The following is a 21,989-nucleotide window of genomic DNA, read 5'->3' as shown; positions in this document are numbered from 1 at the left end:
CATCTTTGGGTCATATATCCCCCGGAGTTTCCCAGATGAAGTCATTCATGAAGATCGTCCCCCTGGCGGTGCTGGCCCTGGCCGGCGTCGGCAGCCAGGCTGCCGACTTCCCCGCGAAGGACAAGCCCATCACGATCATCGTCCCGTTCACCGCCGGCGGCCCGACCGACCGGGTGGCACGTGACCTCGCCGAAGCCATGCGCAAGCCGCTGGGTGGCGTGACCATCGTCATCGACAATTCCGCCGGCGCCGGCGGCTCGATCGGCGCCAACAAGGTCGCCAAGGCCCAGCCCGATGGCCACACCCTGCTGCTGCACCACATCGGCATGGCCACCATGCCCACCCTGGTGCGCAACATTCCCTTCAAGGTCGAAAGCGACTTCGAGTACCTGGGCATGATCAACGACGTGCCCATGACCTTCGTCGCCCGCCCGACCCTGCCTGCCAACAACTTCAAGGAAGTGGTGGCCTGGATCAACCAGAACAAGGGCAAGGTCAACCTGGGCAACGCCGGCGTGGGCTCGGCCTCGCACCTGTGCGGCCTGCTGCTGCAGAACGCCCTGCAGATCGACATGACGACCGTGCCGTACAAGGGCGCCGCCCCGGCCATGACCGACCTCATCGGCGGCCAGATCGACCTGATGTGCGACCAGACGACCAACACCACCTCGCAGATCGAGGGCAAGAAGGTCAAGGCTTACGCCGTCAGCACGCCCAAGCGCATCAACACCCCGGCGCTCAAGGACCTGCCCACCCTGGACGAGTCTGGCCTGAAGGGCTTCTCCGTGTCGGTCTTCCACGGCCTGTACGCCCCCAAGGGCACGCCCGCCGACGTGCAGAAGAAGCTGAACGACGCGCTCAAGGTCGCCCTGAAGGACCCCGAGTTCATCAAGAAGCAGGAAGGCCTGGGTGCCGTGGTGGTGTCCGACCGCCGCAGCGACCCGGCCGAGCACAAGAAGTTCGTCGCCGCCGAGATCGCCAAGTGGAGCCCGATCATCAAGGCCGCCGGCGTCTACGCCGACTGAGCCTGGCGCGCCGCGCCTGTGCGCGCGTGACCTCGAGGCCGCCTCCGGGCGGCCTTTTTCATGGCCGTGCCGGATTGCCGTTTACACGGATGCGCGGAGCGGGCCGCCCGGTGCAGGATGCTCCCGACAAGAGCAACACCCCAAGGAGAAACGCGTGACCGCCGAATACCTGCCGCGCCGCCGGCTCGCCCTCGCATCGCTCGCTGCCGCCGCGTTCGCGCCGGGTGCGTGGGCCCAGGCTGCCGCCTGGCCAACCAAACCCGTACGCATCCTCGTGCCGTTCGCCCCGGGCGGCACCACCGACATCCTGGCGCGCGCGCTCGCCCCGGAGCTGAGCAAGGCCTTCGGCCAATCCTTCGTGGTGGAGAACCGTGGCGGCGCGGGCGGCAACATCGGCGCCGAGCAGGTGGCCAAGTCGCCGGCCGACGGCTACACCCTCCTCATGGGTACCGTGGGCACCCACGGCATCAACCGGGCGCTCTACGACAAGCTGCCCTACGACCCGTTCAAGGACTTCGCGCCGATCACCCTGGTGGCCGGCGTGCCCAACGTCATGGTCATGGGCACCGACAAGGCCAAGGCGCTGGGCGTCAACAGCGTGCAGGACTTCATCCGCGTGGCCAAGTCCCGCCCCGGCAAGCTGAACATGGCCTCCAGCGGCAACGGCACCTCGATCCACCTGGCCGGCGAGTTGTTCAAGAGCATGACCGGCACCTACATGGTCCACTTCCCGTACCGCGGCTCGGGCCCGGCGCTGCTGGACATGATCGCGGGCAACATGGACGTGATGTTCGACAACCTGCCCTCGTCGATGGCGCAGATCAGGGCGGGCAAGCTCAAGGCGCTGGCCGTCACCAGCCTGGAGCGCTCCGCGGCCCTGCCCGATGTGCCGACGATCGAGGAGGCCGCCGGCCTCAAGGGCTTCGAGGCCACCTCCTGGTTCGGCCTGCTGGCGCCGGCAGGCACGCCGGCGGACATCATCCAGCGGGTCCAGCAGGAAACGGCCAAGGCGCTGGCCACGCCGGCGATGAAGGAGCGGCTCCTGGCTCAGGGCGCCATCCCCAGCGGCAACACCCCCGCGGAGTTCGCGAAGCTGATCGAGTCCGAGCACCGCAAGTGGGCCCAGGTGGTCAAGGTGTCGGGCGCGAAGGTCGACTGATCGCGCCGCCGGCGGGCCAGGCGCGCCTCGGGCAACGGGGCACCCCAGGCGTTACGGGCGCCTCGGCCGTGCGCCTCAGACGCCCCAGACGATCTCCCGGTCCGCCTTCTCGCAGCGGCGCAGCATCTCGATGAAGGGATGCGCGCGCTGGCGCAGGCTGATGGCCTCGAAGCGCGGCGGCGGCTCGCCCTTGGCGCGGGCTTCCTCGATCGCGGCTTTCTGCTGCGCCTCCTCCTCGGCGACGGCGCGTTCGAGCGCCGTGGCGGCGGCTGCCATCTCGGGCGGCTGGATGATGCCCGTGGGCGACGGGTCCTTGCCGATGATCTTCAGGATGCGGCGGCCGGTAGGCTCGAGCATCACCAGGTCGCCGGCGGCCTTGGACTTGAACTTGAACAGCATGACGGGCTAGGGGTACATGTACCCCCGGGTGAACGGATAACCCGATTGTGCGCCGCGCAGCGTGCCGCCCGGCACTTCGCCATCCGGCCGCGCCGCCAGCATCTGGTGCAGCGACAGCCAGCCCCGCTCGAAGCACATGGCGCTGCCCGCCAGGTACAGCCGGTAGGCCCGCACGGTGCGCTCGCCGCGCCCGGCATCGCCCTGCGCCGCGAGCACCCGGCGCGCCTCGTCGAGCCGCGCCTCGAGCCCGTCCGACCAGGCCCACAGCGTGCGCGCGTAGTGCGGCCGCAGGTTCTCGGTGTCGAGCATTTCCAGCCCTGCGTCCGCCATCTCGCGCAGCACATGGCTCACGTGCAGCAGTTCGCCGCCGGGGAAGATGTATTTCTCGATGAAGTCGCCCATGCCCGCGCCGAGCTGTCCGGGCGTGGTGCCCCCGGCGGTGATGCCGTGGTTCATCACCAGCCCGCCGGGTCGCAGCAGGCGCTCGATCTTGCCGAAGTAGCGGGCCATGTTGGCCTGGCCCACGTGCTCGAACATGCCTACCGAGGCGATCTTGTCGTAGCCCCCGTCCTCGCCCTCGGTGAGGTCGCGGTAATCGAGCAGGTCGACCCGCACCCGGCCCCGCAGGCCCCGCTCCTCGATCAGCCGGCTCACATGGGCATGCTGGTTGCGCGAGAGGGTGATGCCCTGCGCGCGCACGCCGTAATGCTCCGCTGCCCACAGCAGCAGCCCGCCCCAGCCGGCGCCGATGTCCAGGAAACGCTCACCCGGGCGAAGCATCAGCTTGCGGCAGATGTGGTCCAGCTTGGACTCCTGGGCCTGGGCCAGCGGCATGTCGGCGCTGCGGTAGTAGGCGCAGGAGTAGACCCGGCGCGGGTCCAGCCACAGTGCGTAGAAATCGTCGGAAACGTCGTAGTGGAACTGGATTTGCTGCGCGTCGCGCTGGCGGGTGTGCAGCGCGATCGACCGCAGGCGCTGCCACTGGCCCGCCCAGCGGTCCGAGCGGCGGCTCACCGGGCTGTCCGGCAACAGGTAGGCCGCGACCTCCATCACGTCACGCATGCGCCCGTCGATGTCCACCCGGCCCTCGACCACCGCCTCGGCCAGCGCGCCGATGCGGCCGGTGGCCAGGTGGGCGAGCGCCCCCCAGTCGTGGAACCGCAGGACGACCTCGGCCGAGCCATCCCCGATCCGCTGCCCGCCGGGCAGCACCACCGAGACGCGGACCGGCGCGCCGGCGAGCTGCGGGGCGATGCGACGCACAAGAGCTTCCATTCAAAATTCTTGCGTCGGCCCGAAAACACCGTCAATCGGCCCAGCTGTAGGACAAGGACCCGACTTGCGCCTGCGTGGTGTCAGGGCCGCGTGGCCATAATCGCCGCATGCCCGCGTATTCCTTCGAGGCCCTGGACGAACAGGGCGCCACCCGCAAGGGGGTGATGGAAGCCGACACCGCCAAGGCGGTGCGCGGCCTGCTGCGGGCGCAATCGCTGGTGCCGCTGCAGGTGCAGCCGGTGGCCACCGGCCAGGTCGCGGCCGCGGCGGGCAGCCTGGCGCGCTGGACCACGCGGCCCGTCTTCAACGCCACCCAGCTGGCCGTCTGGACCCGCCAGCTCGCCGGCCTGGTCACCTCGGGCCTGCCGCTGGAGCGGGCCCTCACCGCCCTGTCCGAGGAAGCCGCGAACGAGCGCGAGCGCGCCCTGGTCGCGGCGCTGCGCGCCGAGGTGAATGCCGGCTCGGCGTTCGCCAAGGCGCTCTCGCAATTCCCGCGCGAGTTCGGCGACATCTACGTCGCCGTCGTCGGCGCGGGCGAGCACAGCGGCCAGCTCGGCACCGTGCTCGAGCGCCTGGCCGACGACCTCGAGGAGCGTCAGGCCCTGCAGGCCAAGCTGGTCGGCGCAGCGCTGTATCCGGCCATCGTCACCCTCGTGGCCATCGTCATCGTGCTGTTCCTCGTGACCTACGTGGTGCCGCAGGTGGCCAACGTCTTCGCCGGCACCAAGCGCGCGCTGCCCTTCCTGACCAGCGCCATGCTCGCCATCAGCGCCGCCGTGCGCGACTGGGGCTGGCTGGCCGCGGGGTTGCTGGCGGCGGGCGCCGTGGCCTTGCGCCTGGCCCTGCGCAACCCGGCGCTGCGCGAGCGCTATGACGCCGCCTGGCTGCAGCTTCCCCTGGTCGGCCGGCTCGCCCGGGGCTACAACGCGGCGCGCTTCGCCAGCACCCTGGCCATGCTCGCGGCCGGGGGCGTCCCGATCCTGAAGGCCCTGCAGGCGGCCGGCGAGACCCTGAGCAACCGGGCCATGCGCGCCGACGCGATGGACGCCCTGGTGATGGTGCGCGAAGGCGCGCCGCTGGCCTCGGCGCTGGCACAGAAGAAGCGCTTCCCGGGGCTGCTGTCGATGTTCGCCCGGCTGGGGGAGCAGACCGGCCAGTTGCCGGTGATGCTGCAGCGCGCCGCCAACCAGCTTTCGGCCGAGGTGCAGCGCCGGGCGATGCAGCTGGCCACGCTGCTGGAGCCGCTGCTGATCGTGGCCATGGGCCTCGTGGTGATGCTGATCGTGCTGGCCGTGCTGCTGCCGATCATCCAACTCAATCAGTGGGTGCGTTGAATGGCGGTGACGCTGCAGGACAAGCTGGTGGTCGCGATCTCCTCGCGGGCGCTGTTCGATTTCGAGGAGGAGAACCGGCTGTTCGAGGACGGCGACCCGGGCGCCTACATGGCGCTGCAGCTCGACCGCCTGGAGCTGCCGGCCCGGCCCGGCATCGCCTTCTCCCTGATCAAGAAGCTGATGGCCTTCAACGAACCGGGGCAGCAGCGGGTGGAAGTGGTGATCCTCTCGCGCAATGACCCGGTCTCGGGCATGCGCATCTTCCGCTCCGGCCTGGCCAACGAGATCAAGCTGGAGCGTGGCGTCTTCACCCAGGGCCGGCCGCCTTTCCGTTACCTGCGCCCGCTCGGGGCGCACCTGTTCCTCTCGGCCAACGCCGAGGACGTGCGCGAGGCGCTCAACGCCGGCTTCCCCGCGGCGCGGGTGCTGACCGAGTCCATGCCGGCAGGCGATGCCTACCCCGACGAGGTGCGCATCGCCTTCGACGGCGACGCCGTGCTGTTCTCCGACGAGGCCGAGCGCGTCTACCAGGCCCAGGGCCTGGACGCCTTCGTCCAGCACGAGACCAGCAAGATCGCCCAGCCCCTGCCCGAAGGCCCCTTCAAGCCGCTGCTGGCCGCGCTGCATCGGCTGCAGCAGGCCGGCACGCCGCGCATGAAGATCCGCACCGCGCTGGTGACGGCGCGCAGCGCGCCCGCGCACGAGCGGGCCATCCGTACGCTGATGGACTGGAACATCCAGGTCGACGAGGCCATGTTCCTCGGCGGCCTGCCCAAGGGCGAGTTCCTGCGCGAGTTCGAGCCCGACTTCTTCTTCGACGACCAGACCGGTCACGTCAACCACGCCGCCCGGCATGTGCCGGCCGGGCATGTGGCCGGCGGCATCGCCAACGCCTGAGCGCGGGCCGGCTTCTCGCGTCAGCCCACGCTGGGGACGGCCGGCACCGACCGGGCGGCCTCGGTCACCGCCAGCGTGGCCTGCAGCGTCCGCGGCCCGTCGAGCGCGCTGCACAGGGGCGCCTCCCGGCCGGCGACCAGCGCGGCGAAGTGCAGCTGCGGCCGGATGTACGGGTCGGCCTGGCGCACGCCGGTCTGCTCCCGCGTGAGCTCGGCGTGCCAGCTGCGGTCGCCCTGGTCGTGCCACAGCGACAGGTCCGGCAGCGACAGCGAGCCATGGGTGCCGTTGATGAAGTGGGACTGCACCGGCGGGTGCGGGCAAGGGTCCTGCTCGCCGGCGCAGAAGTCCCAGCACCAGGGGAGGCCGCCGTATCCGAGAGCCCCCCGTGCCCAGCGCGCCGTTGGCGAAGCGCAGTACGGCCGCGGCGGGCCGACAGCGCACGGCCGGCCTCGGCGGGATCGGCGATGGCGGCCAGCTGGAGGTCTTCCGTCCGCAGGAGGCGGTCAATGTGGGTTTTCCCGATGGCTCCAGCATCGAAAAGTGCGATCCGGGTAGTAGTCATCGTTCAGCTGAGCCGGTACGATTCCGCCAGTGCAGCGACGATCGGAACGACATTCAATTTCAGAACACCATTCCACTTTAATCCGACCGGAGACAACCGTGAACAAGCGCAACCTGCTCAAGCTCGTCCCTGCCTGCGTGGCCCTGGCGCTGTCCGCAGCCAGCCACGCGCAGGAGCCCATCAAGATCTTCAACATCGTGGAACTGTCGGGGGGCGGCACGACCCCGGGCACCTATTTCCGCGACGGGGTGCGTCTGGCCATCAACGAGATCAATGCCTCGGGCGGCATCCTGGGCCGCAAGCTGCAGGTCACCGACATGGACACGCAGACCAACCCGGGCGTGGCCAAGGGCCTGACGCAGAAGGCGATCGACGAGGGCGCGTTCGCGATCTTCGGCCCGGTGTATTCGGGCTCGATCATGGTGTCGATGGCCGAGAGCCGCAAAGCCGAGGTGCCCAACTGGACCGGTGGCGAAGCCTCCGCCATCACCCAGCAGGGCAACCCGTACGTGTTCCGCACCAGCTTCGGCCAGTCCACCAGCTTCCCGAAGATGGCCAAGTGGATCACCACCAAGGCCAAGACCCTGGCCGTGATCTACCAGAACAATGACTTCGGCAAGGGCGGCCGCGACGCGATCATCAAGAACCTGGAAGGGTCGGCCACGAAGATCGTCGCCGACATCTCCACCGAACCGATGCAGGTGGACTTCTCGGCCGCGGTGATCCGCGCCCGGCAGAGCGGCGCCGACGCGGTGTTCGTCTACGTCACCGAGGAAGAGTCCGCCCGCATCCTGCGCGAGTTCCGCAAGCAGGGCTGGAACAAGCCCATCCTGGGTGAGACCACGCTGACCGGCCAGCGGGTGATCGAACTGGCCGGCGACGCCGCCAACGGCGCCATGGCCCACGTGGGCCTGACCGTGGACGCGCCCATTCCCGAGATGCTGGCCTTCAAGGGCAAGTTCTACCAGGCGTACAAGTACATCCCGGACCACAACGGCATCAAGGGCTACATGGGCGTGTACACGCTGAAGGCCGCCATCGAGAAAGCCGGCAAGGTGGACCGCAAGGCGACTGCGCAGGCCATGAAGGGTTTGGTCATCAGCGCGAAGAAGTACCCCGGGGTCATCATGGACGTCCGCTTCGACGACAAGGGCGACCTGGACCGCGACAGCTTCCTGGTGGAGGTGAAGAACGGCCGCCAGGTCGTGATCGAAAACCTGCCGCCCCTCAACGGCCCGATCGACACCGGCAGCCGGCCGGCTGCCGCAGCCCCCGCCGCGGCCAGGAAGTAAGCAGGCGCCACGCGCGCACGGGCCGGCAGCACCGGCCCGTTCAGGGTCATCCCGGGGACGGCTTGAAACCGTCCCGAAAGGCCCTATCATTAGCACTCGCTGGGGCTGAGTGCTAACAACGCCCCAGGGTAATTCCAAAGCGCTAACTCGGTCGCACGACCGGTTGGCGCTTTCTGATGTCACTTCAATAGCCCAGAAGTCAAGGAGATCCCATGAAACTTCGTCCCCTGCACGATCGCGTGATCGTCAAGCGCCTGGAAAACGAGACCAAGACCGCCTCCGGCATCGTCATCCCCGACAACGCCGCCGAGAAGCCCGACCAGGGTGAGGTGCTGGCAGTCGGTCCCGGCCGCAAGAACGACAAGGGCGAGCTGATCGCCCTGAACGTGAAGGTCGGCGACCGCGTGCTGTTCGGCAAGTACAGCGGCCAGACCGTCAAGGTCGACGGCGACGAACTGCTGGTCATGAAGGAAGACGACCTGTTCGCGGTCGTCGAGAAGTAATCCCGGGTCACCCCCACTGAATCGAATTCGGAGTTAGACAAATGGCAGCTAAAGACGTTGTTTTCGGCGGCGAAGCACGCGCCCGCATGGTCGAAGGCGTGAACATCCTGGCCAACGCGGTCAAGGTCACCCTGGGCCCCAAGGGCCGTAACGTGGTGCTCGAGCGCTCCTTCGGCGCCCCCACCGTGACCAAGGACGGCGTGTCCGTGGCCAAGGAAATCGAGCTGAAGGACAAGCTCCAGAACATGGGCGCCCAGATGGTCAAGGAAGTCGCTTCCAAGACCTCCGACAACGCTGGCGACGGCACCACCACCGCCACCGTGCTGGCCCAGGCCATCGTGCGCGAAGGCATGAAGTACGTGGCCGCGGGCATGAACCCGATGGACCTCAAGCGCGGTATCGACAAGGCTGTGGAAGCCCTGATCGCCCAGCTGAAGCAGGCCTCCAAGCCCACCACCACCTCCAAGGAAATCGCCCAGGTCGGCTCGATCTCCGCCAACAGCGACACCTCCATCGGCGAGATCATCGCCAACGCGATGGACAAGGTCGGCAAGGAAGGCGTGATCACCGTCGAAGACGGCAAGTCCCTGCAGAACGAACTCGACGTCGTCGAGGGCATGCAGTTCGACCGCGGCTACCTGTCGCCCTACTTCATCAACAACCCCGAGAAGCAGGCTGCCCTCCTGGACAACCCCTTCGTGCTGCTGTTCGACAAGAAGATCAGCAACATCCGTGACCTGCTGCCCACCCTGGAGCAAGTCGCCAAGGCCGGCCGTCCGCTGCTGATCATCGCCGAGGACGTCGAGGGCGAAGCCCTGGCCACCCTGGTGGTGAACACCATCCGCGGCATCCTGAAGGTCGTGGCCGTCAAGGCCCCGGGCTTCGGCGACCGTCGCAAGGCCATGCTGGAAGACATCGCCATCCTGACCGGTGGCAAGGTCATCGCCGAAGAAGTGGGCCTGACCCTCGAGAAGGTGACCCTGGCCGACCTGGGCCAGGCCAAGCGCATCGAAGTGGGCAAGGAAAACACCACCATCATCGACGGCGCCGGCGCTGCCGCTGACATCGAGGCGCGCGTCAAGCAGATCCGCGTCCAGATCGAGGAAGCCACCTCCGACTACGACCGCGAGAAGCTGCAAGAGCGCGTGGCCAAGCTGGCCGGCGGCGTCGCCGTCATCAAGGTCGGTGCCGCCACCGAAGTCGAGATGAAGGAAAAGAAGGCCCGCGTCGAAGACGCCCTGCACGCCACCCGCGCTGCGGTGGAAGAAGGCATCGTCGCCGGTGGTGGCGTCGCCCTGCTGCGCGCCAAGCAAGCCGCTGGCGAGATCAAGGGTGACAACGCCGACCAGGACGCCGGCATCAAGCTGGTCCTGAAGGCCATCGAAGCCCCCCTGCGCGAGATCGTGGGCAACGCCGGTGGCGAGCCCTCCGTGGTCGTCAACGCCGTCCTGAACGGCAAGGGCAACTACGGCTTCAACGCCGCCAACGACACCTACGGCGACATGATCGAGATGGGCATCCTGGATCCCACCAAGGTCACCCGCACCGCGCTGCAGAACGCCGCTTCCGTGGCGTCCCTGATGCTGACCACCGAGTGCATGGTCTCCGAGGCCCCGAAGGACGACGCTCCGGCGGCCGGCGGCATGCCCGGCGGCATGGGCGACATGGGCGGCATGGGCATGTAATGCCCGCACGGCGGGAGGCGCTCAGGCGCTTGCCGCCGCGCCCTGTCCCACCAGGACAGCCAAAGAACAAAGGCCGGGGAGACCCGGCCTTTGTTCTTTGGGGGATTCGACGGGCGGCCTCAGACGGGGCCGAACTTGTTCTCGTAGGCGTCGCTGGGCTGCACGTACCAGTACAGGACCACCAGCACGCCCACCAGGGGCACCAGGCTCACCAGCTGCCACCAGCCGCTGCGGCCGATGTCATGCAGGCGGCGGGCCGACACCGCGAAGGTGGGCAGCAGCAGCGCCAGCGTCACCAGGCCGCTGAAGCCCTCGCCGACCAGGCCCTCGGCCAGGCCGATGGCCAGCACGCAAAACAACATGAACCACCAGAACTCGGGACGGCGCGCACGGCCGCGGAAGGTGGCGTAATGGGACAGGCAGTGCTTGACGCTCTGGACGATGCTCATGTGACAGATTGTCGCGTCAATCGACGCAGCAACCCGGCCGTGGAGGCGTCCAGCCCCTCCACATCCCCCGAGGCCAGCCGCGGGGTGATGTCTTTCGCCAACACCTTGCCCAGCTCCACCCCCCACTGATCGAAGCTGTTGATGCCCCACAGCGCGCCGCTGCAGAACACGCGGTGCTCCTGCAGCGCGATCAGCGCGCCCAGGCTGGCCGGGTCGAGGCGCTCGAGCAGCAGCAGGGTGCTGGGCCGGTTGCCGGTGAAGTGGCGGTGCCCGCCGGCATCGGCCTTGCCCTGCATCAGCGCCTGGCCCTGGGCCAGGACGTTGGCCAGCACCAGCTCCTGGTGCCCCGGCAGCGAATGGGCCGCCTCGCGCACAGCCACGAATTCCACCGGGACCACGTCGGTGCCCTGGTGCAGCATCTGGAAGTAGGCATGCTGGCCGTTGGTGCCGACCTCGCCCCACAGGACCGGAGAGGTGCCATAGGGCACGACCTCGCCACGGCGATCGACCCGTTTGCCGTTGCTCTCCATTTCGAGCTGCTGCAGATAGGCCGGCAGGCGGCGCAGGCTGCTGTGGTAAGCGGCCAGGCTGCGGCTGGTGAAGCCGTGGAAGTCGCGGTACCAGAGATCGAGCAAGGCCAGGCGGGCCGGCAGGTTGCGCTCCAGCGGCGCGGTGGCGAAGTGCGCATCCATCGCATGCGCGCCAGCGAGCAAGGCGCAGAAGTTGCGCGCCCCGATCGCAATGGCGATCGGCAGGCCGATGGCCGACCACATCGAGTAGCGCCCCCCCACCCAGTCCCAGAAGCCGAAGGTGGTGGTGATGCCGAAGTCCGCGGCCGCGGCCACGTTGGTGGTCAGGGCGGCGAAGTGGCGGGCGACGTCGGTGCCGCCTTGGGCGGCGAACCAGGCGCGCGCCGAGCGCGCGTTGACCAGGGTCTCCAGCGTGGTGAAAGTCTTGGAAGCGACCAGGAACAGCGTGTTCTCGGGCTTCAGGCGCGCCAGCACGCCGTCGAGCTCGTGGCCGTCGACGTTGGACACGAAGTGCATGCGGCGGCCCGGCGAGGCGTAGCGCTCCAGCGCCACGACGGCCATCTGAGGCCCGAGATCGGAGCCGCCGATGCCGATGTTCACCACGTCGGTGATGGCGTCGTCGGCGCGCACGCGTTCGGCGTAGGCCAGCATCGCCTCCAGCGTCGCGTCGACCTCGGCCCGCGGCCCGGACAATCCGGCCAGGCCCTGCGGCTTCCACTGCGCGCCGCTGCCGGGGTACCGAAGCAGCCAGTGCATGACCGCGCGCTGCTCGGTCACATTGACCGTGGCGCCCTCGAACATGGCGTCGCGCTGCGCCTCCAGGCCGCATTCGCGCGCCAGCTGCAGCAGCAGCGCCTCGGTGCCGCGGTCGATCAGGTTCTTGGACAGGTCGGCGAAGACATGAGGCGCTTCCTGGCTGAAGGCCTCGAAGCGGGACGCATCCTCGCTGAAGGCCTGGCGCATGTCGAAACTGCGGCCCGAGGCCGCGTGGCGTTCGGCCAGGGCCGACCACGCGGGCGTGCGGTCACAGCGCGCGAAGGTGCTCAGGTCCACGCCGCCCATGTCACACCGCTTTCATCAGCTGCTCGAGCTTCACCGCGTCAGCGGCGAACGCCCGGATGCCCTCGGCCAGCTTCTCGGTGGCCATGGCGTCGTCGTTGAGGGCGTAGCGGAAGGCGGCTTCGTCGTAGGTGACCTCGGCCAGGTCCATCGCCTGCGCCTGCTCCGGGTCCAGGGCGCGCACGACCGGCGACTCGGAGGCGGCCAGCTGGGCCAGCAGGTCGGGACTGATCGTGAGCAGGTCGCAGCCGGCCAGGGCCACGATCTGGCCCGTGTTGCGGAAGCTGGCCCCCATCACCTCGGTGTCGATGCCAAAGCGCTTGTAGTACTGCCAGATCTGGCGCACCGACTTCACCCCGGGGTCGTTGGCGCCGGCGTTCGCCGCCTCGTCCCAGGCCGGGCCGGCGGCCTTCTTGTACCAGTCGTAGATGCGCCCCACGAAGGGGGAAATCAGCTGCACCTGGGCCTGGCCGCAGGCCACCGCCTGGCAGAACGAGAACAGCAGCGTGAGGTTGGTGCGAATACCGCTCTGCTCGAGGCGCGCGGCGGCCTGGATACCCTCCCAGGTCGAGGCGATCTTGATCAGGACGCGCTCGGGCTTCACGCCCTCGGCCTGGTACAGGCCCATGATGCGCTCGGCGCGCGCGATGGTGGCCTCGGTGTCGAAACTCAGGCGCGCATCGACCTCGGTCGAGACGCGGCCCGGCACGTGGCGCAGGATCTCGCAGCCGAAGCGCACCAGCAGGCGGTCCATCACTTCATCCAGCGGCTGGCCGCGGAAGCGGCCCACGACCTCCTGCATCAGCGGCGCGTACTCGGGCTTCTGGACCGCCTTCAGGATCAGGGAGGGGTTCGTCGTGGCGTCCTGAGGGTGGAACTGGGCGAGCTGGTGGAAGTCGCCGGTATCGGCGACCACGGTGGTGTGCTGCTTGAGCGCTTCGAGTTGATTCATGGACTGGATTATCCGGGCGAAACGGGAGTAATTCGGTTACCTTCAGGCCCCATTCTCCTCTGACGATGAGTCAGGGATGTGGCCGAACATCTGAAATCAAGTTACATTCTCGCCTGATTTCCCCACTCCGCGCAACCTCCATGAGCTTTGACCTCGTCCTGTTCGGCGGCACTGGCGACCTCGCCTGGCGCAAGCTGATGCCAGCCCTGTTCCAGGCCTTCCGCCATGGCACCCTGCCCCTGGGCGGACGCATCGTCGGCGTGGCCCGCGACGACCTCGACGACGACGGTTACCGCGCCTTCATCCGCGCCCGCTTCGACGATGTCGAACTGTCCAAGCGCCCCAGCGCCGAGGAGTTCGACCGCTTCGCCGCCCTGCTGGCCTTCGTGCGGATGGACCTGTCCAACCCGGCGGACTACGCCCGCCTGGGGACCCGCCTGGCCGAGCGCAATGCACGCACCGTCGTGATGTACCTGGCGACCGCGCCGGCGCTGTTCACCACCATCTGCGAGCAGATCGGAGCCGCCGGCCTGAACACGCCGCACACCCGCGTGGTGCTCGAGAAGCCCCTGGGCCACGACCTCGCCTCCAACCGCGCCATCAACGAGGCGGTGCGCACGGTGCTGTCCGAAAGGCAGGTGTTCCGCATCGACCACTACCTCGGCAAGCCCTCGGTGCAGAACCTGTTCGCGCTGCGATTCGGCAACGCCCTGTTCGAGCCGCTGTGGCGCCGCGAACACATAGACCACATCCAGATCACCATCGCCGAGGACCTCGGCGTGGAAAAGCGCGGCGCCTTCTACGACAGCACCGGCGCGCTGCGCGACATGGTCCAGAACCACGCGCTGCAGATGCTCTGCGCCCTGGCGATGGAGCCCCCGATCAATGCCCACGCCGACGCGATCCGTGACGAGAAACTCAAGGTCCTGCGCTCGCTCAAGCCCTGGACCCCGGTGACGCTGGACCAGCACGCGATCCGTGGCCAGTACGTGGCCGGACGGGTCGGCGGCGAGGCCGTGCCGGGCTACCTCGACGAGGCGGGCGTCGGCCGCGACAGTGCGACGGAGAGCTTCGTCGCCTTGCGCGCCGAGATCGCCAACTGGCGCTGGGCGGGCGTGCCGTTCTACATCCGCACCGGCAAGCGCCTGGCGGCGCGCGACGCGCACATCGTCGTCAACTTTCGCCCCGCGCCGCACGCCATCTTCGGCGGGCCGGCCGGTGCGGCCAACCGCCTCGTGATCAACCTGCAGCCGCGTGACGGGCTCGAGCTGCACCTGATGGCGCAGGGGCAGGACAACCGCCACGCGGCCCGGTCCGCCGCGCAGCACCTCGCGCCCGTGCAGCTGGACCTGGATTTCGACAAGCGCTTCGGCGCCGAGCGCGTGGGCGCCTACGAGCGGCTGCTGCTGGATGTCATCGACGGCCGCCTGAACCTGTTCGTGCGAAGCGACGAACAGGAGGAGGCCTGGCGCTGGGTCGAGCCGCTGCTCGATCACTGGCGCGGCCACCGCGACGGCCTGCGTCCCTATGCTGCCGGGTCCTGGGGTCCGAGCGCCTCGAGTGCGATGATTGCGCGTGACGGCCACTGCTGGTCGGAAGAACGCTGAGGCACATCACCGCATGCTCGATCGCATCAAGGCATCCCTGCCCTCCCTCGCCCCCGCCGAACAACGCGTCGGCCGCCTGGTCCTCGCCGACCCGCGCGCCTTCGCCTCCCTGCCAGTGAGCGAACTCGCCGACCGGGCGCATGTGAGCAAACCCACCGTGGTCCGGTTCTGCCGCAGCATGGGCTATGACGGCCTCTCGGACTTCAAGCTGAAGCTCGCCGGCAGCGTGAATGAGGGCGTGCCCTTCATCCACCGCAGCGTCGACGCGGACGACAAGCCGGCCGACGTGATGGTCAAGGTGATCGACAACACCGTCGCTGCGTTCCTCAAGTACCGCAACGATGCCTCGGCCCATGCGATCGAGCGCGCGGTCGACGCGCTCGCCTCGACCTCGCGCACGAGCCGGCGCATCGAGTTCTATGGCGTAGGCAACTCGGGCATCGTGGCGCTGGACGCCCAGCACAAGTTCTTCCGTTTGGGCCTGCACACGGCGGCCTGCAGCGACGGCCACCTGCAGGTCATGAGCGCCTCGCTGCTCGGGCCGGGCGACTGCGTGGTGGTGATCTCCAACTCCGGCCGCACCCGGGACCTGATGGACGCCTGCGACATCGCCAAGCGCCGGGGCGCCACCACCATCGTCATCACGGCCACCGGCTCGCCCCTGGCCACTGCTGGCCACATCCACCTGGCGGCGGACCACCCGGAAGGCTATGACCGCTACAGCCCCATGGTGTCGCGCCTGCTGCACCTGCTGATCATCGACGTACTGGCGACCTGCGTGGCGCTGCGAATCGGCGGTGACAAGTTGCAGCCGATGCTCAAGGAAATGAAGAACAACCTGCGGAACAAGCGTTACGCGTGATCCGCGCCGGTCCCCCCGGCCGACCAGGCTCGGCAACGCGGCGTCCGGGCGCTCAGCGCGCGGCCAGGCGGGCGGTCGGCGTGAACCTCAGCGGCCCGTACCAGGCGCGGGCGACGGAGCCGGTGTTGTCGGTGTCGGTCATGATGCCCACGCCCACCAGCGCGCCGGGCGCCTCGCCGAACACGCGCTCGTAGTCGGCACGGATGTCGCGCTCGTAGTCCAGCCAGTGACCGAGGTTGCCCGAGCCGGACTCGACGACCAGCTTGCGGATGCGGCTGGTACGCGGGTTCTCGATCACGGTACCGGCCGGGCGCTGGTTGCACCAGACGTACATGAGGGTCGCGTACGGCATCTCCTCGCCGGTCAAGGCGCGCGCCAGTTCGGAGAGCATGGCGTCACGCGGCGAGAAGCGGGAACGGTCACCCTCGAACACCAGCACGATACGCACCGGGGAGTCTTCCGCGTCCCGGCGCGCCATGTCGGCGCCGGGGATGAGGGCAGGGACATTCCAGGAGAATCGGACAGAGCCCAGATCTTCGGGCGCCACGCGCACGCGCTGTCGCTTCATGCTGGCGGACGACTGCGCGAGCACTGAGAGCGCGTCGCGTCCGTCCTTGCGCTCATAGGCGAAGCGAGTGGGCGTCTTGCCTGGGAAGCGGTAGTCTTCCCAAGCCGCCTCGCCCCGCGGGTCGGTGGTGTCGTGGCTGGCCCAGGGCGATGAGCCCACGGAAACGGCCGGCGGCGCAGACGCGCAGCCGGCCAAGACGGCCACCAGGAGCGCAGCAGCCCCTGTCTTCAACGACATCCCCATGAGTCCCATGGGGTGATTGTCTCACCCCTGGGCATGGGCTTACACCCTGAAGGGCTAGGTCAGAAGTTGTGGCGGATGCCGATGTCGAAGCCAGTCTTCGGGCTCGCGGACAGACCGGTGGAGGCGCTCACGCCGTTGTCCCGGGCCCAAGACGTGTAGATAAGTGTGCGCTTGCTCATGCTGTAGTCAACGCCCAGGCCGATCTTGCGGACGGTGGAAGGTCCGTCCTTGAGCTTGCTGCGGCCGACGCCGGCCTTCAGCGTGAAGGCGCCCATGGGGGCGACGGCGCTCACGTTGAAGCTGCGGCGGTCTGCTGCGCCCGCGGCGTCGTAATCGGTCTGCGCGTAAGTGCCGCCCAGGGTGGCGAAGCCGAAGTTGTAGGAGCCCTGGACAGCTGCGATGCGATCCCCGATGCGATTGCGTTCAGCGCCGATGGCCAGCGACATGGGCCCTGCGCCGTAGGACAGCCACCCGCTCAGGAGGGCCTTGTCGCCGGTGGTGACCAGGCCGGTGACCTGGGTGCTCTTGGGGCCGTAGGTCAGTGCGCCGCCGAAGCCATTCCAGTTGGGCGCTGTGTAGAAGATGCCGTCGGATCGGCCGAGGTTGCCCCCGGTTCCCGTGAGGGTGGCGACGCCGCCGGCGCCGGGGGTGAAGGCGTAGTTGTCGGGCGCGCTGGCGTAAGCCGTGGTCAGGACGGCGAGGGAGGCCTGCTGGAGGGTTCCCCAGGGGTCGGTATTGTTGATGGGCCCCTGGAACGCGGTGAGCGCACGTCCGATCCGCAGGGCGCCGAAGGTGCCGGCGATCCCGACGGTGGACTCCCCCTGGAACAGGGGCCGGTTGGCATTGCTGCCGTCGTTGAGGCCGGATTCGGGGCTGAAGCGCTCAGCAAGCCGGAACGTGGCCCTGAGCCCACCGCCCAGGTCTTCGGAACCGCTGAAGACGATCTGGTTGGCGCCGTTGGCGGACTGGTCGATGCGGGTTCGGTCGGCACCGATCGGGTTGCTCAAGCCGACATCGATCTGGCCGGAAAGGGTGACGGAGGACTGGGCAAAAACCGAGGTTGCCGTTAGGGCGGCCAAAGCAGCTAGGCTTTTTAAGGTTGAGCAGCCTGCGCCCGGCGGGCTGTTTCCCTCGAAAAGAGGCCCCGACCACCGGATGGGCTGGGGGGCTTTCAGTTCGACAGTGCTGAGTGAACGACTGCCGTAATTCAACTGTCGAGCAAGGATAGCTTATGAATCAAGCACTTGCAGGTCTCGTCCGCCATGACTTGGAACCGGTGCAGTGTGAAACTGCTACCGGATCAGGCAGAAAAAAGCCCCCGGGCCTTGCGATCCGGGGGCTAAATCCACCAAAGGAGAGGTGGAGGAGACAATCAGTGCCTGAATCAGCATCACTAATTCAAGCGTGGCCACAGTATAGCCCGGTACGTGCTGCGTTGCAGCACAGCAAGTGCAAAATCCCGGCTATCAGCCGCTGAATTGATTTAGCTCAACCGAAATGATCCCAAGGAGGTCGGAATGGAATGCACGGTAAGTTGGACGGGGACCACGGGCGCGCGCTCGGGCATGGGTTTCCTGGCGGAAACGGGAAGCGGGCACGTCCTCATGATGGACGGAGCACCTGACGCGGCCAAACCGGAAAACGGCGGCCTGAACCTGGCGCCGCGCCCCATGGAGACCGTTCTGGCGGGCACGGGCGGATGTTCTGCCTACGACGTGGTCCTGATCCTCAAGCGCGGACGCCACGATGTGCGTGGCTGCTCGGTCAAGCTCAGCGCCGAACGCGCAGACAGTGATCCCAAAGTCTTCACGAAACTGCACATGCAGTTCACGGTCACTGGCAAGGGCATCCCCGCCGCCGCAGTCGAGCGGGCCATTGCCATGAGCCATGACAAGTATTGCTCGGCCAGCATCATGATTGGCAAGACAGCAGAGATCACGACTGGCTTCGACCTTGTCGAAGTAGCCTGACGGACCGAGCTAAAGAACTACATCGTCAGACGTAATGGGCCGTGGTCGTCATGACCTTGGCGGCGGCCCGCATCATTCCGCGGACAGGCGCGGGCAACGCCACCGCCCCGGCGGCGAGTGCCTGGTCCGCGTGTTCGCGCTCATCGAGCTTCATCTGCGACACGATCGCTCGCGAGAGTGCGTCGCTCTCGGGAAGGCGCTCCAGATGGGAATCCAGGTGCGCCTCGACCTGGCGCTCCGTCTCGACGACGAACCCCAGGCTCACCCGGTCCCCGAATCGCCCCGCCAGCAAGCCCAGCCCGAATGCGCCCGCGTACCACAGCGGATTGAGAAGGGACGGCCGATCGCCCATGGCTTCGATGCGCTCCAAGGTCCAGGCGAGGTGGTCCGTTTCCTCGCGCGCAGCCTGCTCCAGATGGCGGCGCAAGGCCGGGTCACGCGTCGCCAGGGCCTGGGCGGTGTACAGGGCCTGCGCGCAGATCTCTCCTACATGATTGACCCGCATCAGTGCCGCGGCCTCGCGCTTTTGAGCCGGTGAGAGATCGGGGGGGGGGACCCCCGCACCCGGGCTGGGGCGCTGGGAACGGGGGCGGGCGAACAGCGTGCGCAAGGCGCTGTCGAGTGCGCTGATGGCGGCATCCATGCAGGCGAGTTTACGCCGGCCGCCGATGCCTGATCGAAGCCTGACCATAAACAGAAAGTTGCAATTTCTCCTGAAAAATCAAGGGTTTACCCGTGGCGCACACGAGCCCAGAAAGGGGGTCTGTTGTCCGCCTGCAACGATGAAACCCTGCCGAGCGCAAATTCTTTGCGCCTTACCGAGGCCCTCTGATTGAATAGCGTCAACTTCCGTGAAGGAGGTTGGCCCGGGGCGCGAAAGAGGTCGTTCACAGCACCTCCAGCGCCGGCGCCTCATGTTTAACCTTGGAGAAACTTGCATGAAAAAATCTCTAGTTGCTTTGGCTGCCCTTGCAGCCACCGGCGCGTTTGCCCAATCCTCCGTCACCCTGTATGGCGTGATGGACATCGGCTACAAGGCCCAGACCTACAAGGACGCTGGCGTGACCACCGTCAAGGCCAACGGCGTTGCTGACGGCGCCGTCGCCGGCCCCCGTTTCGGCTTCCGTGGCACGGAAGACCTGGGTGGCGGCCTGAAGGCCAACTTCGTGATCGAGCAAGGTATCTCCCCGACCAGCTCGCAGCTGACCAACTATCGCACCGCCACCTCGGCCCCCCAGATCGACACGACTGCCGCTGGCGCCACCACCGGCCGTTCCGCCACCAGCCTGAACCGTCAGAGCTGGGTCGGTCTGTCTGGCAAGTTCGGTGAAGTCCGTGCCGGCTACCAGTACACCAACCTGTACGAGCTGTCGACCCTGTCTGGCTTCAACGCCGGCTCCGAGGGCACCAACGGCGCCGACTCCGCCCACACCTACGGCAACGCTGCCGTCGGCGGCACCCGTGCCAACGGCCTGACCTACATCACCCCGGCTTTCGGCGGCTTCTCCGCCCAGCTGCAGTACGGCGCTGCCACCAGCCTCGACACCTTCGAGAGCAAGAACGCCGCCGACACCCAAGTGCACGCCAAGCGCACCGGTATCCTGGCCAACTACAACGCCGGCGCCCTGTCGGTCAAGGTTGCCTACACCGAGTACAAGAACGGCACCGCTGCTGGCAACACCGCCATCGTCGACAAGACCGGCAAGCTGACCCAAGTGGGCGCTCGCTATGACTTCGGCATGTTGGCCCTGACCGGTACCTACAACGACGGCAAGAACGGCGACGCCGGTGCTGCCGCCCGTGAGTACCAGGCCTACCAGCTGGGCGTGACCGTGCCCGTCGGCGCTTTCAAGCTGATCGCCACCACCGGCAAGGCTGAGACCACCAACTCCGTCGGCGCCAAGACCGAAGACCTGAAGCAGGCCCAGTTCGCTGTTCAGTACGCCCTGAGCAAGCGCACCACCGCCTACTTCTACTCCGGCCAGACCAAGGACGCCGCCACCGGTGGCGTGGACAAGAAGTCGTCCAACATCCTGGGCGTGATCCACACGTTCTAATCGCCTGACCGACTCCGTCGGTTAGACACATAGAACAAAACCCCGCCGTGGCGACACGGCGGGGTTTTTCTTTGGGCCCGCGAAGCAGGGCGCTTCAGCCCTGCCCGGCCTGGCGACGGCTGTGCAGCAGGCCGACGTTCATCTCGCCGCTCAGCGAAGAGGCATAGAACCGCTCGATCATGTTCACGCTGGTACGGGCATTGCGCGCCAGGGTCAGCATGTCGATGCCCTGTCCGTACAGCAGTCGGAAGGTGATGGCCGTGTGGCGCAGGCTGTAGAGCGTGCGCGTCTGGCCCTGCGGCCCCTTGGTCATGCCGCACTCGGCCATGACCCACTGGAAGAGCTGGTTCATCACGGCCAGCGCGTGCTCACGGTTCGACAACTGCGGCAGGAAAAGGAAATCGTCCGGGCCGCCGTAGCCGTTGGCCGCGTTGCGGGCCTGGATCTGCCGGAAGATGCGGACCGCCGCGCGCATGCTCACGACCGGCTTGTCGTGCCGCTTGGTCTCGGGCAGGTTCATTCGCAGGTACATGTGGCGCCCGCGGATCTCCTCGATGTGGCGGTGCCGCATGAGCTTGATGTCGCCTGGCCGCACGAAGGTATTGACCATGAAGCCGATGACCCACGGAATGTCCTGCGGCATCAGCAGCAGCTCGCGGGCGATCCAGAAGCGCTCGTTCGGGCCCAGGCGGGCCAGCACGGGGTGCGGCTGGCCGACCAGCGCCCGCGACTTGCGCAGGAGCTGGCGGTACTCGGCAATGCTGAAGCCGCCGCGCGGCGTGGCCGTGACTCGGATGCGTGGAAACTCCGGCAGTTCGCCCAGGTGCCCCAGGTGGCGCGCCAGCTTCAGGATCTTGCGCACGATGACCAGGTACTGCGAGATCGTGGTGGTGGTGAAGCCCTGCTGGCCCAGGCGGTCGGCAAAGTGCTGCAGGGCCACGTAGCCCAGCCCCTTCACCGGCGCACTGCCCAGCTCGGGGAGGATGTGCGCGTCGAGCCGGTTGCGCATCACCATCAGCGAGCCGCGGCTGAACTCGCCACGCTGCTGGCGCGCGGCTTCCTGGTTGAAGAGCTTTTCCGCGACCTGGGCGAAGTTCACCGCGCCGGCCTCCTGGCCGGTGTCCCGCAGCATGTGGATCTGCGCCGAGGTCACATCGAAGAATCGCTTCGCCAGCACCAGCGCATTCTTCTTGGAGGTGGTGCGCAGGCTCTTGCTGTAGGTCTTGCCGCTGAACCAGCAGCGTACCTGCCAGAAACGGCTGGCTTCAATCCTGTAGATTCGGAGCTTCTCCGGGTAACCGGGGACGGAGGTCAGGCTCTCCGGGATGGGCACCGTCCGTCCCCGCGAGGCGCGGAACACCTCGTCGTTGGACGGGGTGGCGAACGCCCCGATGACCCTGCTGACTCCCTGAGACACGTCTTAATTCCCTGTTCAAGCTTTTCTGGCGAGCACTCATTCATTTTTGTCATGACAATTGGACGGAAGAGCTGGTCCGCCCAACTGTTACAAGTTGCTCAACCCGTGACCATGACATTTCGCCCAGGCGTGTTGGTGTAATTA

22 protein-coding genes are annotated in these 21,989 nt (G+C 67.6%); 12 read left to right on the top strand and 10 right to left on the bottom strand.

Annotated features, from left to right (window positions below; all coding sequences use genetic code 11):
- The first annotated feature begins 35 nt into the window (after positions 1–35).
- Together ACT80S_RS13230 and ACT80S_RS13225 are read left to right on the top strand one after the other, a co-directional pair.
- A complete protein-coding gene (locus ACT80S_RS13230) occupies positions 36–1,025 on the top strand; it encodes a tripartite tricarboxylate transporter substrate-binding protein (RefSeq protein ID WP_377416492.1) in 990 nt (329 codons plus the stop codon).
- 154 nt (positions 1,026–1,179) lie between these two features.
- Positions 1,180–2,184, top strand: coding sequence for a tripartite tricarboxylate transporter substrate binding protein (locus ACT80S_RS13225; protein WP_377416490.1), 1,005 nt, complete (start codon positions 1,180–1,182; stop codon positions 2,182–2,184).
- 75 nt (positions 2,185–2,259) lie between these two features.
- On the opposite strand, the gene ACT80S_RS13220 is transcribed toward ACT80S_RS13225, so the two are convergent.
- Both ACT80S_RS13220 and ACT80S_RS13215 read right to left on the bottom strand, forming a co-directional pair.
- Positions 2,260–2,583 carry a DUF1840 domain-containing protein gene (locus tag ACT80S_RS13220; RefSeq protein WP_377416488.1) on the bottom strand — a complete coding sequence of 108 codons (324 nt, stop codon included), beginning with the start codon at positions 2,581–2,583 and terminating at the stop codon, positions 2,260–2,262.
- 6 nt (positions 2,584–2,589) lie between these two features.
- Positions 2,590–3,858: a class I SAM-dependent methyltransferase gene (locus ACT80S_RS13215; protein ID WP_377416486.1), complete on the bottom strand. Its 1,269-nt coding sequence runs from the start codon at positions 3,856–3,858 to the stop codon at positions 2,590–2,592.
- 107 nt (positions 3,859–3,965) lie between these two features.
- On the opposite strand from ACT80S_RS13215, the gene gspF reads away from it, so the two are divergent.
- Both gspF and ACT80S_RS13205 read left to right on the top strand, forming a co-directional pair.
- The gene (gene gspF, locus ACT80S_RS13210) at positions 3,966–5,192 is read left to right on the top strand and encodes a type II secretion system inner membrane protein GspF (RefSeq protein ID WP_377416484.1); all 1,227 of its coding nucleotides are present in this window, start codon (positions 3,966–3,968) and stop codon (positions 5,190–5,192) included.
- Positions 5,193–6,089, top strand: a complete 897-nt coding sequence (locus tag ACT80S_RS13205) for a 5'-nucleotidase (protein WP_377416482.1) — start codon at positions 5,193–5,195, stop codon at positions 6,087–6,089. It abuts the gene before it with no gap.
- A 20-nt stretch (positions 6,090–6,109) separates the two neighbouring features.
- On the opposite strand, the gene ACT80S_RS13200 is transcribed toward ACT80S_RS13205, so the two are convergent.
- Positions 6,110–6,394 carry a hypothetical protein gene (locus ACT80S_RS13200; RefSeq protein WP_377416480.1) on the bottom strand — a complete coding sequence of 95 codons (285 nt, stop codon included), beginning with the start codon at positions 6,392–6,394 and terminating at the stop codon, positions 6,110–6,112.
- A gap of 80 nt (positions 6,395–6,474) precedes the next feature.
- Here ACT80S_RS13200 and ACT80S_RS13195 point away from each other — a divergent pair, with 80 nt between their 5' ends.
- The 4 genes from ACT80S_RS13195 (at position 6,475) to groL (ending at position 10,131) form a co-directional block, all read left to right on the top strand.
- A complete protein-coding gene (locus ACT80S_RS13195; RefSeq protein WP_377416478.1) occupies positions 6,475–6,732 on the top strand; it encodes a hypothetical protein in 258 nt (85 codons plus the stop codon).
- A 17-nt stretch (positions 6,733–6,749) separates the two neighbouring features.
- On the top strand, positions 6,750–7,943 hold the full coding sequence (locus ACT80S_RS13190; protein WP_377416476.1) for an ABC transporter substrate-binding protein: 1,194 nt from the start codon (positions 6,750–6,752) through the stop codon (positions 7,941–7,943).
- A 212-nt stretch (positions 7,944–8,155) separates the two neighbouring features.
- Complete coding sequence (gene groES / locus ACT80S_RS13185) at positions 8,156–8,446, top strand: co-chaperone GroES (protein ID WP_377416474.1); 291 nt, start codon at positions 8,156–8,158, stop codon at positions 8,444–8,446.
- 41 nt (positions 8,447–8,487) lie between these two features.
- Positions 8,488–10,131 (top strand): chaperonin GroEL, encoded by a 1,644-nt coding sequence (groL, locus tag ACT80S_RS13180; RefSeq protein WP_377416472.1) that lies wholly within the window; start codon positions 8,488–8,490, stop codon positions 10,129–10,131.
- Positions 10,132–10,250: 119 nt separating this feature from the next.
- Here the strand turns inward: groL and ACT80S_RS13175 are convergent, their stop codons facing one another.
- The 3 genes from ACT80S_RS13175 to tal are packed head-to-tail and all read right to left on the bottom strand — an operon-like array spanning position 10,251 to position 13,121.
- Complete coding sequence (locus ACT80S_RS13175) at positions 10,251–10,580, bottom strand: DUF805 domain-containing protein (protein WP_377416470.1); 330 nt, start codon at positions 10,578–10,580, stop codon at positions 10,251–10,253.
- Positions 10,577–12,172, bottom strand: a complete 1,596-nt coding sequence (pgi, locus tag ACT80S_RS13170) for a glucose-6-phosphate isomerase (RefSeq protein ID WP_377416468.1) — start codon at positions 12,170–12,172, stop codon at positions 10,577–10,579. Before pgi ends, ACT80S_RS13175 begins: the two co-directional genes overlap by 4 nt.
- A 1-nt stretch (position 12,173) precedes the next feature.
- Positions 12,174–13,121, bottom strand: a complete 948-nt coding sequence (gene tal / locus ACT80S_RS13165; RefSeq protein WP_377416466.1) for a transaldolase — start codon at positions 13,119–13,121, stop codon at positions 12,174–12,176.
- Positions 13,122–13,261: 140 nt separating this feature from the next.
- On the opposite strand from tal, the gene zwf reads away from it, so the two are divergent.
- The gene (gene zwf / locus ACT80S_RS13160; RefSeq protein WP_377416464.1) at positions 13,262–14,728 is read left to right on the top strand and encodes a glucose-6-phosphate dehydrogenase; all 1,467 of its coding nucleotides are present in this window, start codon (positions 13,262–13,264) and stop codon (positions 14,726–14,728) included.
- 13 nt (positions 14,729–14,741) lie between these two features.
- Positions 14,742–15,590, top strand: coding sequence for a MurR/RpiR family transcriptional regulator (locus ACT80S_RS13155; protein ID WP_377416462.1), 849 nt, complete (start codon positions 14,742–14,744; stop codon positions 15,588–15,590).
- Between the two features lie 52 nt (positions 15,591–15,642).
- Here the strand turns inward: ACT80S_RS13155 and ACT80S_RS13150 are convergent, their stop codons facing one another.
- Positions 15,643–16,317 carry a DUF3047 domain-containing protein gene (locus tag ACT80S_RS13150; RefSeq protein ID WP_377416460.1) on the bottom strand — a complete coding sequence of 225 codons (675 nt, stop codon included), beginning with the start codon at positions 16,315–16,317 and terminating at the stop codon, positions 15,643–15,645.
- A gap of 143 nt (positions 16,318–16,460) precedes the next feature.
- Positions 16,461–17,480, bottom strand: coding sequence for a porin (locus ACT80S_RS13145; protein ID WP_377416458.1), 1,020 nt, complete (start codon positions 17,478–17,480; stop codon positions 16,461–16,463).
- 438 nt (positions 17,481–17,918) lie between these two features.
- On the opposite strand from ACT80S_RS13145, the gene ACT80S_RS13140 reads away from it, so the two are divergent.
- Positions 17,919–18,371 (top strand): OsmC family protein, encoded by a 453-nt coding sequence (locus ACT80S_RS13140; protein ID WP_377416456.1) that lies wholly within the window; start codon positions 17,919–17,921, stop codon positions 18,369–18,371.
- A gap of 25 nt (positions 18,372–18,396) precedes the next feature.
- On the opposite strand, the gene coq7 is transcribed toward ACT80S_RS13140, so the two are convergent.
- Positions 18,397–19,014, bottom strand: a complete 618-nt coding sequence (gene coq7, locus ACT80S_RS13135; RefSeq protein ID WP_377416454.1) for a 2-polyprenyl-3-methyl-6-methoxy-1,4-benzoquinone monooxygenase — start codon at positions 19,012–19,014, stop codon at positions 18,397–18,399.
- A gap of 295 nt (positions 19,015–19,309) precedes the next feature.
- On the opposite strand from coq7, the gene ACT80S_RS13130 reads away from it, so the two are divergent.
- Positions 19,310–20,428 (top strand): porin, encoded by a 1,119-nt coding sequence (locus tag ACT80S_RS13130; RefSeq protein WP_377416452.1) that lies wholly within the window; start codon positions 19,310–19,312, stop codon positions 20,426–20,428.
- A gap of 94 nt (positions 20,429–20,522) precedes the next feature.
- Here the strand turns inward: ACT80S_RS13130 and ACT80S_RS13125 are convergent, their stop codons facing one another.
- Positions 20,523–21,845, bottom strand: coding sequence for a hypothetical protein (locus tag ACT80S_RS13125; RefSeq protein WP_377416450.1), 1,323 nt, complete (start codon positions 21,843–21,845; stop codon positions 20,523–20,525).
- Between the last annotated feature and the right edge of the window lie 144 nt (positions 21,846–21,989).

It is taken from the genome of Ramlibacter sp. MAHUQ-53 (genome assembly GCF_052600055.1).
The sequence above is the reverse complement of the archived record's forward strand: the minus strand, read 5'-3'. Positions and strand labels throughout refer to the sequence as shown.

Bases quoted from the DNA above. Each gene is read 5' to 3' on its own strand.
- ACT80S_RS13230 (WP_377416492.1), top strand. From the start codon at position 36: ATGAAGTCATTCATGAAGATCGTCCCCCTGGCGGTGCTGGCCCTGGCC.
- tal (WP_377416466.1), bottom strand. From the start codon at position 13,121: ATGAATCAACTCGAAGCGCTCAAGCAGCACACCACCGTGGTCGCCGAT.
- ACT80S_RS13220 (WP_377416488.1), bottom strand. From the start codon at position 2,583: ATGCTGTTCAAGTTCAAGTCCAAGGCCGCCGGCGACCTGGTGATGCTC.
- ACT80S_RS13140 (WP_377416456.1), top strand. From the start codon at position 17,919: ATGGAATGCACGGTAAGTTGGACGGGGACCACGGGCGCGCGCTCGGGC.
- coq7 (WP_377416454.1), bottom strand. From the start codon at position 19,014: ATGGATGCCGCCATCAGCGCACTCGACAGCGCCTTGCGCACGCTGTTC.
- ACT80S_RS13130 (WP_377416452.1), top strand. From the start codon at position 19,310: ATGAAAAAATCTCTAGTTGCTTTGGCTGCCCTTGCAGCCACCGGCGCG.
- zwf (WP_377416464.1), top strand. From the start codon at position 13,262: ATGAGCTTTGACCTCGTCCTGTTCGGCGGCACTGGCGACCTCGCCTGG.
- groES (WP_377416474.1), top strand. From the start codon at position 8,156: ATGAAACTTCGTCCCCTGCACGATCGCGTGATCGTCAAGCGCCTGGAA.
- ACT80S_RS13215 (WP_377416486.1), bottom strand. From the start codon at position 3,858: ATGGAAGCTCTTGTGCGTCGCATCGCCCCGCAGCTCGCCGGCGCGCCG.
- groL (WP_377416472.1), top strand. From the start codon at position 8,488: ATGGCAGCTAAAGACGTTGTTTTCGGCGGCGAAGCACGCGCCCGCATG.
- pgi (WP_377416468.1), bottom strand. From the start codon at position 12,172: ATGGGCGGCGTGGACCTGAGCACCTTCGCGCGCTGTGACCGCACGCCC.
- ACT80S_RS13175 (WP_377416470.1), bottom strand. From the start codon at position 10,580: ATGAGCATCGTCCAGAGCGTCAAGCACTGCCTGTCCCATTACGCCACC.
- ACT80S_RS13155 (WP_377416462.1), top strand. From the start codon at position 14,742: ATGCTCGATCGCATCAAGGCATCCCTGCCCTCCCTCGCCCCCGCCGAA.
- gspF (WP_377416484.1), top strand. From the start codon at position 3,966: ATGCCCGCGTATTCCTTCGAGGCCCTGGACGAACAGGGCGCCACCCGC.
- ACT80S_RS13205 (WP_377416482.1), top strand. From the start codon at position 5,193: ATGGCGGTGACGCTGCAGGACAAGCTGGTGGTCGCGATCTCCTCGCGG.